Below are 18,550 nucleotides of genomic sequence, written 5' to 3'. Positions count from 1 at the left end.
AAGATGAAGAATATACGAAATAAAAAAATAAAAATAAAAATAAAGTTTGCAATGATACGAAAAAAAAGGCTTTTAGAATTTAAAATGTTAAGGGGGAAACAAAATGGAAAATTATTTTGCATTACAAGATAGTGCAACAGATGTAAAAAAAGAAGTTGTTGGTGGAATAACTACATTTTTAACTATGGCCTATATAATAGCAGTAAATGCTAATATTCTAGGTGCAGAAGGAGTTGGGATGCCACCAGGTGCTATAGTTACTGCTACTTGTTTAACAGCAGGATTAACAACTATATTTATGGGTCTTTATGCAAAATTACCTTTTGCATTAGCACCAGGTATGGGATTGAATGCTTTCTTTGCATTTTCTGTAGTTTTAGGTATGGGAATATCTTGGAATGTAGCATTAACAGCTGTATTTGTAGAAGGGATTATATTTATTTTATTATCTTTAACCAATATAAGGGAAATGGTTGTTAATGCTATTCCTACAAATTTAAAATACGCAGTAACAGCAGGAATAGGTTTATTTATTTCATTTATAGGATTTATTAATGCGGGAATAGTTATCAAAAGTGATGCTACAACTGTTGCTATGGGAAATTTAATTAGTCCAACTGCTTTAATAGCTGTTGTTGGAGTGTTAGTAATAGTTATACTTTCTAAAAAGAATGTTAAAGGTGCTATACTTTGGGGGATTTTGATTAGCTCTATAATTGCATGGGGATATGCAATTATATCACCAGAATCAGCATTATCTTACGGAATATCATTACCAGAAAGAGTATTTAAATATGAATCATTAAAGCCTATAGCATTTAAACTAGATTTTTCTTTTTTTAATTCTAAAGCACAAATTATGCAATTTATAACCATAGTATTTACATTCCTATTTGTAGACTTTTTCGATACTGTTGGAACATTGGTAGGGGTAGCATCTAAAGTAGGTATGGTAGATGAAGATGGAAAGGTTAAAAATGCAGGTAAGGCATTATTAGTTGATGCTATAGGAACTACTGTAGGATCTATTTTAGGAACATCTACTGTTACAACTTATGTTGAAAGTTCAGCAGGAGTAGCAGCAGGTGCAAGAACAGGTTTAGCTTCAGTTGTTACAGGAATATTATTTTTAATGGCATTGTTCTTTTCACCAATATTTATAGCAATACCATCAGCGGCTACAGCGCCAGCGCTTATAATAGTTGGATTTTATATGATTGATAGTATAAAAAACATAGATTTTTCAGACTTTACAGAAGGCGTGCCAGCTTTCTTAACAATAGCATTGATGCCTTTAACTTATAGCATAGGAGATGGATTAACAATAGGTGTTTTAGCTTACGCTAGTATGAATTTTATAAGTAATATAGTTAGTAAAGAAAAGAAGAAAATTTCGCCAGTAATGTATGTTCTAGCAATAGTATTTTTTATAAAAATTATAGCTTCTCATTAATATTGACATTAAAATTTATAATAAGTAAATCTTCAACAAAGAAATTATTACTTTGAAGATTTGCTTATTTTTATATAAAAATTTAATTTAAAAATAATTTTAATAAAATTTTTCATATATTTTTAAAATATAAAACGTAAAATTTTACGTATATATAGATATGAAGGAGTAGTGGGTTAAGTGAAAAATGTTATCAAATGATAAAATAAACAGGTTATAAGACGTAGAAATTATGTAAATATAAAAATAAGTTTAAAGTGATTAAAAAATAACTATATTAAAAAATGCTGTTTAACTTAAAAAAATTAAGTTTAGAAAGATATCTTAATTAAATAATAGGAAAATTAAAGATAAAACATTTATTATACTCTGTTAATGCATAGTTGAAGCAGATGAAGGTTTCTTAGATTATATCTGCAATATGTTTTCGTAAAAGAGGGGAAATAATTTAAAAAGTATCATAAAAGTGGTATATAAGTAAAGAATGGGTTTGTGCTGGTACAGCACTTGATAGAGACGGTAATATAATAATTGAGTTGTTGTATAGTGAGAATATATGGTATTAAATTATAAACTGTAAGTTGGAACATATCGGAATTACAGATGAAAAGTGCTGTATTTAATTAAAAGTATTTGTATTATAACCATTATAATATTTGAAGGTATGCAGATTTTAGGTATTTGGAAAACTGGAGCAGATTATTAGTGACATTGTTGAGGATGTCAATGTTAATCAAAGTCATTCAGAATTAAAAAAATAAAGAGGTTGATAAAGGGAGTTTATGTGCTGTGATACTTGCTTTGGGATTTTGAATTTTAAAATTTGTAATAAGATAAAATCAAATTTATAGACATGGATTGGATTGAAATTCTATTGAAAAAATGTATTTTGTGAAGAAAGTTTTATGTTTTACAATAGTATTCTTATAAATATATTGAATAAAGTAATATATTTATAGTTACATAAATTATGAAGAAAAAATTTTCTGTAATTTAGATATATATTAAAATTCAGATTTAATCAATAATAAACACGATGTATTATCAATTGAGAATGACAAGTTTATAACTCATATGGTTAAATTTATATGAAAGATAAAAGAATAAATTAAATTAATTTTGTACATTATGTAAAAATATATATTATTGGAACATTTTATGACATATGAGAATACCATAAGTTATATTAGTAATTTGCAAGGTGATTTTATGAAGATAAATAATAGATTAAATGGTATAGGTGAATACCACTTTAAAAATCTGGATTATATAAGGGAGAAAAGGATATCCATGGGCAAAAAAGTAGTAGATTTAAGTATAGGAGATCCTAATTTACTAGTAGATGAAAACATAAAGGAAGGATTAATTGAAGGTATGAGTAAAAATGGTTTTAATAAATATCCTCCTTATGATGGGTTAGAACAATTAAAATTGCAAATAATAAAGTATTATAAAGACAAATTTAGTGTACAATTAGAAGAAGAGGAAATAGTTATACTAATAGGCTCAAAAGAAGGAATAAGTAATGTAATACCTTCAGTATGTGATATAGGAGATACTGTTTTAGTACCAGAACCAGGATATCCAGTTTATTATATAGCATCTAAATTATGGGGTTGTTTTCCATGTACAGTACCATTAAAAGAGGAAAATAATTATTTAATAGATTTAGATGATATACCAGAAAATACAGTAACGAAAGCTAAGTTAATGTTTATTAATTATCCCAATAATCCAACTGGAGCAAGTGCAACGGAAGAATTTTTTGAAAGAGTAGTTAAATTTGCTAAAAAAAATAATATAATTGTTTGCAATGATGCTGCATATTGTGAAATAATAGAACAAGATATAAAACCTATAAGCATATTACAATTTGATAAAGAAAAAACAGTTGTAGAATTTGGAAGCTTTTCTAAGCTGTATAATATGACTGGTTTTAGAGTTGGATATGCTGTGGGAAATAAAGAAGTAATTAAGAACTTAATTAAAGTAAAAAGCAACTTAGATTCTGGCCAGTTTATGCCAATACAATATGCTGCTATTAATGCTTTAAAACTAGGGGATGAATATAATAAACAATTAAAAGAAGAATATAGCAAAAGAAGAGTTTTGGTGAAAAAAATATTAAAAGAAAAAAATATTAAATTTTTTGATAGTTATTCTACATTTTATATTTGGTGCAAGACACCTAAAGGATATACAACTTATGAATTTTGCTTAGAACTTTTAAATAAGTATGGAATTATAGTTACACCAGGAGATATTTTTGGTACTTTAGGGTATGATTATTTTAGAATAGCATTAACACAACCATACAATATAATTGAAAACTCTCTTTCAAGTCTTGACAAATATGAATAAAAGTTATAAAAATGATAGTATGTATAAAGTTTAACAAATTTGAAAAGTAGAGGCTGTTTTGCCTCTATTTACTCTTTAAAAAATCAGATTTTCTTTAATTTCCTATTAAATAATTCAAAATGCTAAATAATACATATATTTTTAACTTGAAATTGATAATGTAAATTTTGTATAATAGTGAATAAAGAATTTTACAAAGAACTCGGAAGGATGCGTTGATAAATGATAAAAAGCATGACGGGCTTTGGGCGTGGGAGTGTACCGAATGGGCACTCAAATTTTATTGTAGAAATAAAAAGTGTTAATCACAGATATTTTGAACTAAATGTAAGAATGCCAAGAGCTTTAATCTCATTAGAAGATGGTATAAGAAAAGTTTTAAGTGAAAAAATAAAAAGAGGTAAAGTAGACGTATTTATAACTCAAAAGACACTTGAAAAAGAAAATGTAGAAGCTGTTTTGAATGAAGAACTAATAAAAAGTTATATGAATTGTTTAAATAAAGTTCAAAATATGTATGATTTAAGAGATGACATTTCAACTATGAGTTTAGCAAGGCTTCCAGAGGCCATTACTCTTGAACAGAAGGAAGAAAATTTAGAAGAAGTTTGGAAAGAATTACAAGCTTCTTTAAATATTGCAATGGATTCTCTTTTAACTATGAGATTAGAAGAAGGAGAAAAGCTAAGACAAGATATAGAGAAAAAATGTGATTTAGTTTTAGATTATGTAAATCAAATAGGTGAAAGAGTGCCTGACACAATATTAGAGTATAGAGAAAAATTAAGAAAAAGACTTAAAGAACTTTTAGAGGATACTCAAATAGATGAAAATAGATTTGCTATGGAAGTTGCATTACTTGCAGATAAAACTGCAATTGATGAAGAAATAGTAAGATTAAATAGTCATATATGTCAAGTAAAAGAAACTTTAAAAATAGAAGGACCTATAGGTAGAAAACTTGATTTTATAATTCAAGAAATGAATAGAGAAACAAATACAATAGCATCTAAAGTTACAGATTTAAGTATAACTAATTTAGCATTAGAAATTAAAAGTGAAATAGAAAAAATCAGAGAACAAGCTCAAAATATAGAGTAAATAGGAGGACACTAATGGGTATAAAATTAATAAACATAGGATTTGGAAACATAGTTTCAGCTAATAGGTTAGTTGCAATTGTAAGCCCAGAATCAGCACCAATAAAGAGAATCATTCAAGAAGCGAGAGATAGAGGTATGCTTATTGATGCTACATATGGAAGAAGAACAAGAGCCGTAATAATAACAGACAGTGATCATGTAATATTATCAGCAGTACAACCAGAGACTGTTGCTCATAGATTATCATCAAAAGAAGACGACCATCATATAGATGAGGTTGATGAATAATATGGCAGTTAAAGGGCAATTATTAGTTATATCAGGTCCATCAGGGGCTGGAAAAGGTACTGTTTGTAAGGCTTTATTAGAGAAAAATGATATATGGATATCAGTTTCGGCAACTACAAGATTTCCTAGAGCAGGAGAAGTTGATGGAATAAATTATTTTTTTACACCAAGAGAAGATTTCTTAAAAAAAATTGAAAATGATGATTTTTTAGAGTACGCTGAAGTATATGGTAATTTTTATGGAACACCTAAAAGTAAAGTTTTTGAAATGCTTGAAAATGGTAGGGATGTAATATTAGAAATAGATATACAAGGTGCACTTAAAATAAAGTCTGCTTATCCAGATGGAGTATTTATATTTATACTTCCTCCATCAATGGAAGAATTAGAGTCAAGAATAACAAATAGAGGTAGTGAAACACCTGAATCATTAAAAACTAGATTGAGTGCCGCTTATGATGAAATTTCTTTTGCATCAAAATATGATTATGCAGTAGTTAATGATAGAGTTGAAGATGCTGTAAAGAAAATTGAAAGCATAATAATGGCTGAAAAATGTAGAGTTTATAAAATAAAAGATGAAATACTAGGGAGGTTCTAATATATGAAAAATAACAATAGTTCAATGATTAATCCATCAATAGTAGATTTATTAAATAAGGTTGAAAACAGATACTCATTAGTAGTAGCAGCTTCTAAAAGGGCAAGACAAATAATCGACGGTTCAGAACCATTAATAGAAACTGAAAGTACAAAACCAGTTACTATAGCTATAAAAGAGATTAATCAAGATGCATTATTATCTGAAAGCCAAGATGTGAAAGAGGGCTTAAAGTAAGATGAGCAAAGAGAAAACAGTAGTTATAGGCGTATGCGGCGGAATAGCTGTTTATAAAGCTTTAGATGTTATAAGTAGATTAAAAAAGAAAAATGTTAATGTACATGTTATAATGACGAAATCAGCTACTGAATTTGTGAGTCCTCTTAGTTTTCAATCATTAAGCCAAAATATGGTTATTACGGATATGTTTGAAGAACCTAGAGCATGGGAAATACAACATATATCATTAGCTAAAAAAGCGGATCTTATGGCTATAATTCCCGCTACAGCGAATATAATTGGAAAAGTTGCAAATGGTATTGCAGATGATATGTTATCTACAACAATAATGGCAACTAAGACTCCGGTTATTTTTGCTCCAGCTATGAATACAAATATGTATACAAATTCAATAGTTCAAGATAATATATCTAAGTTAAAAGGCTTAGGATATGAATTTATAGCACCTGAAAGTGGAAGATTAGCTTGTGGTGATGTTGGTGATGGAAAGCTTGCTGATACAGAAAGCATTACAGAATTTATATTAAGTAAATTAAACAGTAAAAAAGATTTAAAAGGTAAAAAAGTATTAGTGACAGCAGGTCCAACTATATCAAGAATTGATCCAGTGAGATATATAACAAATGGATCAAGTGGTAAGATGGGGTATGCTATAGCAGAAGAAGCAAGAGATAGAGGTGCAAAGGTTACTTTAATAAGTGGACCTACCAATTTAAAACCACCAACTGGACTAGAATTTATATCAATACAAAGCAATTCTGATATGTATGACGAAGTATTAAAAAGATTTGCAGATAGTGATATAGTTGTAAAATCAGCAGCAGTTGCGGATTATAAAATAAAAAGCTATTCTGAAGAAAAGATAAAAAAAGGATCTGGAGATTTAGTTTTAGAATTTACAAGAGATAATGATATATTGAAATCTTTAGGTAAAATGAAAAAAAATCAAATATTAGTTGGTTTCGCAGCAGAAAGCCATAATTTAATTGAAAATGCAAAAGGTAAGATAAAAAATAAGAATTTAGATTACATAGTGGCTAATGATATAACTGATAATGATGCTGGATTTGCTAAAGATACGAACAAAGTTACAATTATTAAGAAAGATGAGACTTTAATTTCTTTAGAAGTAATGGAGAAGAAAAAAGTAGCTGAAAGTTTATTTGATATTGTAATTAAGGATTTAAAATAAAAAGCGACATTGTCGCTTTTTATTTTTATATATGAATATATAGGGGAAAATAGTAGTTGGTTTTGAAATTATGGTATAATATTAAAAGTTAATTTTTATAGGGATATAACATTAATATTTAACCTATACAGCGAGTTTTAGCATTAATAGTTATATTTAATGTTAAAAAATTATTTCATAAAAGATAAATTTAATTTTTAATTTATAACCCTATATTAATATTTAGATATTAGTATGAAAGAGAGGCAAATATGAAGGATTATGTTGGGATAATAGTAAATAATGAAGCGGTAAAGTTAGATAAAATATTTACTTATAAAGTCCCAGACAACTTGAAAGATGACATATTGGTTGGTCATAGGGTTAAAGTTCCTTTTGGATTTGGAAATAAATTTATAGATGGATTTGTTATAAATTTTTATAAAGAAGATGATATAGATAAAGAAAATATAAAAAAAATTAAATATGTTAAGTCTATATGTGATGAGTTTCCATTATTAAAACATACTGATATAAAGCTTATAGAGATAATGAGAAGAAAATATTTATGTACTTATTTAGAGGCTATAAAAGTAATAATACCTACGTCTATTACAAAGGGAATAAAGTTTAAAACTAAATTGGTAGTTATGGTATCTAAGCCATTGGAAGAGAAATATTTAAAAGAAAAGTATATAAATATATATGAATTTATAAAGGCTAATAATGGAATTTATAGTAAGTCGGAAGTGTCAAAAGAAAAAGGTTTTTCATTATCATCTATAAATACTTTAATAAAATATGATTTTTTAAAGTGTGAAGAAAGTATAGTAGATAGGTATAATGTAAAAGAATACAAAAAATATGAAAAAAAAATATTGAACAAAGATCAAAAAAATGCAGTAGATAATATTTTAAATTCATCCAAAAAACAATTTTTAATACACGGGATAACTGGTAGTGGAAAAACAGAAATATATATGAATTTAGTAGAAAGTATGATGAATAATGGAAAAGATTCTATAATATTAATACCAGAGATTTCTCTTACTCCACAGATGGTAGAAAGATTTAAAGGTAGATTTGGAAAAGATGTTGCAATTTTTCATAGTAAATTAAATGATGGAGAAAGATTTGATGAGTGGATGCGAGTTAAGATGGGAAAAGTCAAACTTGCTATAGGTGCTAGGTCTGCATTGTTTCTACCTTTTGAAAAACTAGGTCTTATAGTTATAGATGAGGAACATGAAGCTAGTTATAAGTCAGAAAGTGATCCTAAGTATGTTTCAAGAGAAATTGGTGAAATCAAAACTCAACTTGAAGATTGCAAATTAGTTTTAGGTTCAGCTACACCTTCTATAGAAACATATTACAAAGGTCTTATAGGTGAATATGATATAATTACACTAAATAATAGAGCTGTAAATAATAAATTGCCAGAAATTTTTGTTTCAGATATGAGAGAAGAACTTGCAAATGGAAATAGGAGTATTTTTAGTAATGAGCTCTATAAAAGTATTGAAGAAGCTTTGAGTAAAGATGAACAGATAATATTATTTTTAAACAGAAGAGGATATTCAACCTTTGTATCTTGTAGAGGATGTGGGTATGTTTTTAAATGTGATAGATGTGATATATCATTGACATATCATAATAATCAAGCATCGTTAAATTGTCATTATTGTGGAAATAAGGTTCAAAAACCTAGGATTTGTCCTAAATGTGGTAGTAAGTATGTAAAGCATTTTGGAATAGGAACTGAGCAACTTGAAAATCAAGTAAATAAAATGTTTCCAATGGCAAAAACTATAAGAATGGACTTTGATACGACAAGGGAAAAAAATGCTTATGAAGTATTGTATAATAAATTTAAAAATAAAAGTGCTAATATACTTATAGGGACTCAAATGATAGCTAAAGGATTAGATTTTCCGGATGTCACATTAGTAGGTGTAATTGCAGCAGATTTATCATTAAATATACCAGATTATAAATCTACGGAAAGAACCTTTCAATTGATAACGCAGGTAGCAGGTAGAGCTGGAAGGGATAAAAAAGATGGGAAAGTAGTTGTACAGACATATACTCCTGATAATTATAGTATAAACTATGCCGCTAAAAATGATTATTTAAGTTTTATGAAAGAAGAATTGCAACTTAGAAAACTTTTAAATTATCCACCTTTTTCTAAAATAATGAGTATGAATTTTAGCAGTGAAAAGGAGAATTTTCTTATAGAAAATGTTCAACGATTAGGTTATAAACTAAAAAGTTTATTAGAAAAAAATCAAGAGGTGTCTATATTAGGACCATGTCCTTGTGGTATATCTAAAATAAAAAATTATTATAGATGGCAAATAATTGTTAAGGGTAAAATAAAAGAAGATTTAGCAATGAATATAAAAAAATTTGTTTATGAAGAGCTAGAAAATGTTTATAATGATATAAGAACTAGTATAGATGTAAATCCGAATAATATGATATAAATATATATATATAATTTTATAAAAATAGTTAAAGTTAAGGAAAAGGAGAATTATTATGGCGTTAAGACAAATTAGAACACAAGAAGATGAAGTGTTAAGAAAGAAATGTAAAATAGTTAATGAAATAAATGATAGGTTGTTAACATTAATTAAAGATATGAAAGAAACTATGTATGAATCTAATGGTGTTGGACTTGCAGCTCCACAAGTAGGAATTTTAAAAAGAGTTGTTGTAGTGGATATAGGAGAAGGTCCTATTGTATTAATAAACCCTGAAATACTTGAATCAAAAGGAGAAGTAGTTGATTTAGAAGGATGTTTAAGTATTCCTAATGAGCATGGAAAAGTTAGAAGACCACAATATGTTAAGGTTAAGGCTATGAATGAAGATGGTGAATGGTTTACTATTGAAGGAGAAGATTTTTTAGCAAGAGCATTTTGTCATGAAATAGACCATTTAGATGGAGTTCTTTATATAGATAAAATAGAAATGTAGGTGATAATATGTCAAAGATGAAAATAGTATTTATGGGAACGCCAGATTTTGCAGTTCCTTCTTTAGAAGCATTAATAAAAGAATTTGAAGTTAAAGCTGTAGTTACTCAACCGGATAGACCAAAAGGAAGAGGCAAGTCTTTAGCAATGTCTCCAGTTAAAGAGGTGGCTTTGAAACACAATATAGAGGTGTATCAGCCAGAAAAAATTAGAAAGAATCAAGAAACCATAGATAAAATAAAGGCTATAGAACCAGATTTTATAGTAGTAGTAGCTTTTGGCCAAATATTACCTAAAGAAGTGTTAGAAATACCTAAATATGGTTGTATAAATTTACATGGATCATTGCTTCCAAGATTTAGAGGAGCAGCGCCTATACATTATTCTATCATGGCAGGAGATAAAGTGTCAGGAAATACTACTATGCTTATGGATGTAGGTCTTGATACTGGAGATATGCTTTTAAAAAATACAGTTGAAATTACTGAAAAAATGACAGCAGGAGAATTATATGAAATTTTAAAGGAAACAGGTGCACCGTTACTTATAGAAACTTTAAAAAAGTTATATAATAATGAAGTAATACCAGAAAAGCAAGATGATGATTTAAGTTGTTATGCTCATATGTTAAATAGAGATATGGCTAATATTGATTGGAATAAAAGTGCGCAAGAAGTGCATAATTTTATAAGAGGATTAAATCCATTCCCGATTGCTTATAGTTATTATGAGGATAAGATGATGAAAGTTCTAGAATCAGAGGTTTTAACTGAAAAGTCTACAAAAACTCCTGGAACTATACTGAAGGTTGATAAGGAGGGAATGAGAATATCAACAAAAAATGGTATTCTGTTAGCAAAAAAAATTCAATTCCCTAATAAAAAAGCTATGAAAGTGTCAGAATATATAAAAGGAAATTCAATAGAAGAAAATATAGTTTTACATAAATAAATTATGAAAATCTATAAAATAAAAGATGTAGGAGGTTGCTGATTATGTATCCATTCTATTTTGATTCTACAATGTTAATACTTATACCAGCTCTTTTGATTTCTATGTGGGCACAGATGAATATTTCATCTACATTTGCTAGGTATTCCAAAGTTTATAGCAAAATGGGATATACAGGTAAGGATGTAGCTAGGATGATATTAGATGCACATGGATTATTTGATGTTCCTATAGAAATGATAGGAGGAAATTTAACAGACCATTATGATCCACAAAGAAGAGTTGTTAGATTGTCAAGAGATGTTTATAATGGTACATCAATAGCGTCAATAGGCGTAGCCGCACATGAAATAGGTCATGTAATTCAACATAAAGAAGGGTATGGACCTATAAAAGTTAGAAGTGCATTAGTGCCTATTGCTAATATAGGATCAAATGCATCTTGGTTTTTATTTTTCTTAGGTATAATTTTTAGTATAAATCCATTAATAAATATAGGTATTATATTATTTTCAGCTACGGTATTATTTCAACTTGTAACATTGCCAGTTGAATTTAATGCATCCAATAGAGCTATAGAAATAATTAGATCTAAAGGAATACTAGTAGGGGATGAAGTAAATGGTGCTAAGAAAGTATTAAATGCCGCAGCTCTTACTTATGTTGCAGCGGTTATAACTGCAGTATCACAATTGATAAGACTTTTAGCAATTAGAGACAGAAATGAATAAATTTTAATCGAGGTAAAAAAATGAATAATGCTAGACAAATAGCAGTAGATGTTATAACACAAGTTTTTAATAATAAGGCATATTCTAATATTGTATTAGGTAAAGAGCTTAATAAAAGTGATTTAAGTGATGTTGATAAAGGCTTGGTAACTGAAATTGTTTATGGAACGATAAAATATAAATATACAATAGATAAGATAATACAAAGTTTTACTGGAAAGAACTTTAAAAAGTTAGAAGACTTTGTGTTAAATATATTAAGAATATCAATATATCAAATAAAGTATTTAGATAAAATACCTCCATTTGCTGCAGTGAATGAAGCTGTAAATTTAACAAAGAAAAATTCATCTTTAGGCGCATCAAAATTAGTGAATGGAGTATTAAGAAATTACTTAAGGAATTTAGAAAAAAGTTATTGTGGAGAGGATCCTATTGAAAAATTATGTTTTGAATATTCTTTTCCAAGATGGTTAGTAGAACATTTTATAAAACAATACGGTAGAAAAACAACTGAAAAAATATTAATAGGATTAAATGAAAGGCCTGCACTAACTGTAAGGGTAAATGAAATAAAAGGTGAATATGAAGAGATTTATAATAGTATGGAAAATGAGGGATACCAAGTATCAGAAGGATATGTTGCTCCAGAAGCTATTAGAATTGTAAATGGGAGAAATATTGAAGATAATCGTTTATTCAAAGAAGGTTATGTAACTGTTCAAGATGAGAGTGCCATGTTAGTAGCTCCATCAATGGAACTTAATAGTGATTTGAAAGTTTTAGATTTATGTAGCGCACCAGGAGGAAAAACGACACATATTTCTGAAATTATGAATAATACAGGTGAAGTTTTAGCTTTTGACATACATGAAAATAAATTATCACTTATAAAAGATAATGCAAAAAGACTTAATATAAATAATATTAAATGTGAAACATTAGATGCATCTGTGTATAAAAAAGAATTTAACAAATATGCAGACAGGGTATTAATAGATGTTCCTTGTTCTGGATTAGGAATTATAAGAAAAAAACCGGAAATTAAGTATACTAAAAATCAAAAAGAATTAAAATCAATAGTTGAAATTCAAAGAAGTATAATGAATAATGCAGCAAAATATGTAAAAAAAGATGGAGTTATTTTATATTCCACTTGTACTTTAAATAAAGAAGAAAATGAAAAAAATATTCAATGGTTTCTAAAAAATCATCCTAATTTTAAATTAGAACCTTTATTTTTTGGAAGTGTCGATAATATAATTTATGGTGATAGTGGAGAGGTAACTATACTACCTAATAAATTTATGGATGGATTCTTTATTGTTAAAATACGTAGGATTGGGTAGGTGCAATTGTGAAAAATATATTGGACTTAAACGTTAATGAATTAAAGCTTTGGATGAAGGAAAATGGAGAAAGTGAGTTTAGAGCAAAACAGGTTTTTTCTTGGATTTACAAATATGTATATAATTTTGATGATATGAAAAATCTATCAAAATCCACTAAGGAAAAATTAAAAGATAATTTTTATATTGGGGTTCCTAAAGTATTAGAAAAATACAATTCTGTTGATGGGAATACAAGAAAATATTTATATAAAATGAAGGACAATAATTTGATAGAATCTGTAGTTATGCAATATAAACATGGAAATTCTATATGTGTGTCTACTCAAGTAGGCTGTAGAATGGGATGTAAGTTTTGTGCGTCTACAATAGATGGTGTTGTTCGTAATCTAACTAGTGGAGAGATTTTAGGACAAATAATAAAAGCACAAGAAGAATTAGGAGAAAGAATATCAAATGTTGTTCTTATGGGAAGTGGGGAACCACTTGATAACTTTGAAAATGTTATTAAATTTTTAGAACTTGTAAATGCAGATTATGGATTAAATATTGGGCAAAGGCATATAACATTATCTACTTGTGGTATAGTTCCTAAAATAAAAGAATTAGCAGATAAAGATATGCAGATAACTCTTGCTATTTCACTTCACGCTCCTAACAATGAAATGAGAAAACAAACTATGCCTATAGCTAAAGCTTTTAATATAGATGAATTATTAGAAGCATGCAATTATTACATAGATAAAACTAATAGAAGAATAACTTTTGAATATGCATTGGTAAAAGGATTTAATGATAGAGAAGAGGATGCATTAGAATTGTCTAAGATATTAAAGGGTATGCTTTGCCATGTGAATTTGATACCAATAAATGAAATAAAGGAAAGTGAACTAAAAAGGGCTAATATAAAGGAAATAAATAATTTTAAAGACATTTTAATAAAGAATGGCATAGAGACTACTGTTAGAAAAGAGATGGGCTTAGATATAAATGCAGCTTGTGGACAACTTAGAAGAAGTTATTTAGAAAAAAAGGAGTTGTAACAATGGGGAGATTAATAGGTATAAAATCTGATGTGGGAAATAAAAGAGTTTTAAATGAGGATTTTGTTAAATATTTTGAAGATGAAGATATTGCTATATTTGCCATAGCAGACGGTATGGGCGGGCATAATGCAGGTGAAGTAGCAAGTAAGATGGCGTTAGAAACCGTTATAGATTATTTAAAAAAGAACAAAGAGGAAGAAAGTAGAATAGCATTAACTAAAGCAGTAAATTTAGCAAATCATCATATATATAAAGCTGCCTTATTAAAGGATGAATATAGTGGAATGGGAACTACAATTACCATTTGTTATATAAAAGATGAAAAATGTTTAGTGGCAAATGTTGGAGATAGTAGATGTTATGTTATTTGTAAAGATAGATTAATAAAAGTTACAAAGGATCATTCCTTGGTTCAAGAACTTTTAGATAATGGAACTATTAGTGAAGAAGAAGCTCAAAATCATCCTAATAAAAATGTAATTACAAGAGCTATCGGAACTAAACCAATTGTAGAGGTAGATCTTTATGAATTAAATCTAAATGAATTTGATAAAGGTCTTTTATGTACTGATGGACTTACAAATGAATTAAGTGAGCAGGAAATTTGTAATATTATTATTACAGATAAGGAAGATGTTTGTGATGAGCTTATAAAAGCTAGTAAAGATAGAGGCGGAAGAGATAACATCTCAGTTATCATATTTAAAGGAGCGTGTGGAGATGATTGGAACCATATTGGGGAGTAGATATGAGCTGATTGAAAAAATCGGTGAAGGTGGCATGGCTATAGTTTATAAGGCCAAATGTCGACTTTTAAATAGGTATGTTGCAGTAAAAATACTAAAAGAGCAATATACTTCTAACATTGAATTTATGGATAAGTTTAGAAAAGAAGCTGCAGCTACAGCAAGCTTTTCACATAATAATATAGTTAATATATTTGATGTTGGGGTAGAAGGAAAATATAACTATATTGTTATGGAATTAGTGGAAGGAAAAACATTAAAGCAAGTAATTTGCGAAAATGGTAGTTTACCTTGTGATCAAGTAGTAGAATTTGGAATACAAATAGCACAGGCATTAGAGTGTGCCCATAGAAATGGTGTTATTCATAGAGATATAAAACCACATAATATTCTAGTTAAAGAGGATGGGGTAGTTAAAGTTACGGATTTTGGTATAGCTAAAGCTTCTAATAGTGACACTATAACCCATACAACAAAAGTTATAGGTTCGGCTCATTATTTTTCACCAGAGCAGGCAAAGGGAAAAGTTGTGGACTTTAGAACAGACATATATTCATTAGGTATTGTGCTTTATGAAATGGCTACTGGTAAGTTGCCTTTTGATGGAGATAGTCCTGTATCTATAGCTTTAAAACATATACAGGAGCCTGTGGTACCACCAACTGCTATAAAATATGACATACCATTAAATATTAGTAATCTAATATTAAAGGCTATAGAGAAAGAGCCTATCAAAAGGTATCAAAGTGCTACAGAAATATTACATGATTTAAGGCAGATAAGAAGTAATATTAGTTATAATATACGTCAAAGCAATGGTGATACTGAAGAATTTACAAGGATAATGAGTCCTATAAATATTGATGAAGATAAATCATCAAAAACATCATATGAGGATAGCAATAATTATAATTTGTATGGAAAAGATGAAGAAGAAGAATATGATGATGAAGAAGAATATGATGATGAATATGATGACGATGATGAAGAAGAAATTAAACCAAGGAAAAAAAGGTCAAAAAATAAGAAAATGAAATTGTTATTAGCATCTATAGGAATATTTATAGTTCTAATTGGAGCTTTTGTAATAACGTTAACAATGAAGCCATCTACAGATGCTAGTTCTAGTAAAAAAGAGGTTAAAATACCACAGATTGTAGGCAAAAGCGAAGAAAATGCTAAAACTATCATTGAAGAACTAGGGCTTGTATTTAAAGTTGATGGTGAAGAAAAAAGCGATAAACCTAAAGGAGAAGTATTAAAATGTATTCCTAATGAAGGAACTACAGTGAAAAAGAAATCTGAAGTAAAAGTTATTGTAAGTTCAGGACCAGAAGAAGTAACTGTACCTGATTTAGGAAATTTAAGTTTACAAGAAGCACAAAATCAAATTACAAATATGGGTTTTAAGGTTGGAAAAGTTACAGAGGAAAATAATGAAACTTATAGTGAAGGAACTGTAATTAGGCAGAATCCACAACCAGGAACTACAGCTAAAAAAGGAGAATCTATAGATGTAGTTGTAAGTAAAGGATCAGCCGTTAAATATTCTCAGACTCCAGATTTAATTAATATGACTGTAGATGAAGCATCTAATGTTTTAAGTGCAGCTAATTTAAAATTAGGAGCAACTACTGAAGTTTCAACTACTGATAAGAGCCGTGATGGAAAAATATTTTATCAAAGTGTATCATCTGGAGCAAAAGTTAATGAACAAACGGCAGTAGATGTTAAGTATTATAAATATAAAGAACCTGAACCAGAAAAAGTTTCTGTGCCTTATTTTGTAGGTATGACATTAGGTGATGCTAAAAATTTGGCTAATAGTCTAGGGCTAAATATAAGTGGTTCAGGAGAAGATAGTGATATAATTGAAAGTCAAAGTATACAAGCAGAAACTAAAGTTAATAAAGGTGAAAATATAAGTGTAACTGTTAAAAAACAGGAGCAAGAAAAGCCTGAAAAACCTGAAAAGCCTGATGAAGGAGAAAATCAACAATAAATTTGGAGGATATATGCAAGGAATAATAGTTAAAGGTATCGGTGGTCTTTATTATGTAAAAAGTGAAGGAAACACGTATACATGCAAAGCTAGAGGAAAGTTTAGATATAATAATTTATCACCTATGATAGGGGATAATGTAGAAATTAAGGTTGAAGATAATTCTGTTACAATAGAAAAAATATATGAAAGAACAACTGAACTTATAAGACCGGTTGTTGCCAATGTAACTCAAGCTTTTGTTATATTTGCATTTAGACATCCTGATTTAAACAGGGATTTGCTTAGCAAATTCCTGTTATTATGTGAGTATAATAATTTGAATGCTGTTGTTTGTTTTAATAAAATGGATCTTAAAAATGAAGATATTGATAAAGTAAAAGAAGAACTTGAATCAGCAGGTTACGAGGTTCTATATTTAGAAGCTAAAAATAATTTGGGGCTTGAGAAACTAAAAGAAAAAATTAAAGACAATATAAGTGTATTTTGTGGTCCATCAGGAGTAGGAAAATCTACTATACTTAATAAATTTATTGGAAGAGAAATGATGGAAACTGGGGAGATAAGTGGTAAATTAAAAAGAGGAAAGCATACTACAAGGCATAGTGAATTAATTGAATTTGGAGATGGATATTTAGTTGATACACCGGGTTTTTCATCTTTAGAATTAAATTTTATCCCTAAAGAAGAATTGCAATATTGCTTTAAGGAGTTTGAACCATATAGAGATAAATGTAAATTTAATAATTGTATTCATCATAAAGAACCTAGTTGTGCAGTTAAGGAAGCTGTAAATGAAGGGAAGATTCATAAAGCAAGATATGATTTTTATATAAAAACTTTAGAAGATATAACAAATAATAGGGGGAATAAAAGATGATGAAATTATCACCGTCAATATTATCAGCTGATTTTTCAAATTTAGGAAAAGCAGTTGAAGATTTAGAAAAGTATGGAGCGGATATGGTGCACATAGATGTTATGGATGGAATGTTTGTTCCAAACATATCATTTGGTATACCTATAATAAAATCTATTAGAAAATGTACTGAGCTTACATTTGATGTTCACTTAATGATTGAAGACCCATCAAGATATGTAGAAGACTTTGCTTTAGCTGGTGCAGATATAATAACTATACATGCAGAAGCAGATAAACATTTAGATAGAACTGTTAACTATATAAAAGGATTAGGTGTTAAGGTAGGGATAGCTATAAATCCAGCTACACCAGTGGAAAACATAAAGCATTTAATTCCAATAGTAGATATGGTTCTTGTTATGTCTGTTAATCCTGGTTTTGGAGGTCAAAAGTACATACAATACTGTAATGAAAAAATAAAAGAAATTAAAAAAATAAGTGATATATCTAATAAAAACTTAATGATTCAAGTTGATGGTGGAGTGGATAAAAACAACATAAAAGAAATAGTAAACTGTGGAGCAAATGTTATAGTAGCAGGATCGGCAGTATTTAAAAACAATGAAATTGAAAAAAATATAAGAGGACTAAAAGAAGGGTTTTAA

The 18,550-nt window shown here is 28.4% G+C and carries 17 protein-coding genes; all 17 read left to right on the top strand.

Annotated elements, in window-relative coordinates; genetic code table 11:
- Window positions 1-103 precede the first annotated feature (103 nt).
- The 17 genes from KQI36_RS02845 to rpe all read left to right on the top strand — a co-directional run bounded on the left by KQI36_RS02845 (window position 104) and on the right by rpe (window position 18,550).
- On the top strand, window positions 104-1,453 hold the full coding sequence (locus KQI36_RS02845) for an NCS2 family permease (RefSeq protein ID WP_216449541.1): 1,350 nt from the start codon (window positions 104-106) through the stop codon (window positions 1,451-1,453).
- Window positions 1,454-2,662: 1,209 nt separating this feature from the next.
- Window positions 2,663-3,814, top strand: coding sequence for an aminotransferase class I/II-fold pyridoxal phosphate-dependent enzyme (locus tag KQI36_RS02840; RefSeq protein ID WP_216449540.1), 1,152 nt, complete (start codon window positions 2,663-2,665; stop codon window positions 3,812-3,814).
- Window positions 3,815-4,036: 222 nt separating this feature from the next.
- Window positions 4,037-4,915, top strand: a complete 879-nt coding sequence (locus KQI36_RS02835) for a YicC/YloC family endoribonuclease (protein WP_216449539.1) — start codon at window positions 4,037-4,039, stop codon at window positions 4,913-4,915.
- 14 nt (window positions 4,916-4,929) lie between these two features.
- Window positions 4,930-5,205 carry an extracellular matrix/biofilm regulator RemA gene (gene remA, locus KQI36_RS02830; RefSeq protein WP_010292837.1) on the top strand — a complete coding sequence of 92 codons (276 nt, stop codon included), beginning with the start codon at window positions 4,930-4,932 and terminating at the stop codon, window positions 5,203-5,205.
- A gap of 1 nt (window position 5,206) precedes the next feature.
- Entirely contained in the window at window positions 5,207-5,806 is a 600-nt protein-coding gene (gene gmk, locus KQI36_RS02825; protein WP_216449538.1) for a guanylate kinase, read from the top strand.
- A 3-nt stretch (window positions 5,807-5,809) separates the two neighbouring features.
- Window positions 5,810-6,043 (top strand): DNA-directed RNA polymerase subunit omega, encoded by a 234-nt coding sequence (gene rpoZ, locus KQI36_RS02820; protein ID WP_010292834.1) that lies wholly within the window; start codon window positions 5,810-5,812, stop codon window positions 6,041-6,043.
- Between the two features lies 1 nt (window position 6,044).
- A complete protein-coding gene (gene coaBC, locus KQI36_RS02815; protein WP_216449537.1) occupies window positions 6,045-7,238 on the top strand; it encodes a bifunctional phosphopantothenoylcysteine decarboxylase/phosphopantothenate--cysteine ligase CoaBC in 1,194 nt (397 codons plus the stop codon).
- A 251-nt stretch (window positions 7,239-7,489) separates the two neighbouring features.
- Window positions 7,490-9,703: a primosomal protein N' gene (gene priA, locus KQI36_RS02810; protein WP_216449536.1), complete on the top strand. Its 2,214-nt coding sequence runs from the start codon at window positions 7,490-7,492 to the stop codon at window positions 9,701-9,703.
- Between the two features lie 55 nt (window positions 9,704-9,758).
- Window positions 9,759-10,199 (top strand): peptide deformylase, encoded by a 441-nt coding sequence (gene def, locus KQI36_RS02805; protein ID WP_010292825.1) that lies wholly within the window; start codon window positions 9,759-9,761, stop codon window positions 10,197-10,199.
- 17 nt (window positions 10,200-10,216) lie between these two features.
- The gene (gene fmt, locus KQI36_RS02800; protein WP_216449927.1) at window positions 10,217-11,149 is read left to right on the top strand and encodes a methionyl-tRNA formyltransferase; all 933 of its coding nucleotides are present in this window, start codon (window positions 10,217-10,219) and stop codon (window positions 11,147-11,149) included.
- Between the two features lie 44 nt (window positions 11,150-11,193).
- Entirely contained in the window at window positions 11,194-11,880 is a 687-nt protein-coding gene (locus KQI36_RS02795) for a zinc metallopeptidase (protein ID WP_010292823.1), read from the top strand.
- 20 nt (window positions 11,881-11,900) lie between these two features.
- On the top strand, window positions 11,901-13,229 hold the full coding sequence (gene rsmB / locus KQI36_RS02790; RefSeq protein ID WP_216449535.1) for a 16S rRNA (cytosine(967)-C(5))-methyltransferase RsmB: 1,329 nt from the start codon (window positions 11,901-11,903) through the stop codon (window positions 13,227-13,229).
- Between the two features lie 8 nt (window positions 13,230-13,237).
- Window positions 13,238-14,272 (top strand): dual-specificity RNA methyltransferase RlmN, encoded by a 1,035-nt coding sequence (gene rlmN / locus KQI36_RS02785; protein WP_010292820.1) that lies wholly within the window; start codon window positions 13,238-13,240, stop codon window positions 14,270-14,272.
- 2 nt (window positions 14,273-14,274) lie between these two features.
- Window positions 14,275-15,021, top strand: a complete 747-nt coding sequence (locus tag KQI36_RS02780) for a Stp1/IreP family PP2C-type Ser/Thr phosphatase (protein WP_216449534.1) — start codon at window positions 14,275-14,277, stop codon at window positions 15,019-15,021.
- Window positions 14,996-17,023, top strand: coding sequence for a Stk1 family PASTA domain-containing Ser/Thr kinase (gene pknB / locus KQI36_RS02775; RefSeq protein WP_216449533.1), 2,028 nt, complete (start codon window positions 14,996-14,998; stop codon window positions 17,021-17,023). The genes KQI36_RS02780 and pknB overlap by 26 nt, the downstream gene beginning before the upstream one ends.
- Window positions 17,024-17,036: 13 nt before the next feature.
- On the top strand, window positions 17,037-17,903 hold the full coding sequence (rsgA, locus tag KQI36_RS02770; RefSeq protein ID WP_010292815.1) for a ribosome small subunit-dependent GTPase A: 867 nt from the start codon (window positions 17,037-17,039) through the stop codon (window positions 17,901-17,903).
- A complete protein-coding gene (gene rpe / locus KQI36_RS02765; RefSeq protein WP_216449532.1) occupies window positions 17,900-18,550 on the top strand; it encodes a ribulose-phosphate 3-epimerase in 651 nt (216 codons plus the stop codon). Before rsgA ends, rpe begins: the two co-directional genes overlap by 4 nt.

It is taken from the genome of Clostridium senegalense, assembly GCF_018916625.1.
GTDB lineage: Bacteria > Bacillota > Clostridia > Clostridiales > Clostridiaceae > Clostridium_J > Clostridium_J senegalense.
This window is presented reverse-complemented; position numbering and strand designations above follow the sequence as displayed.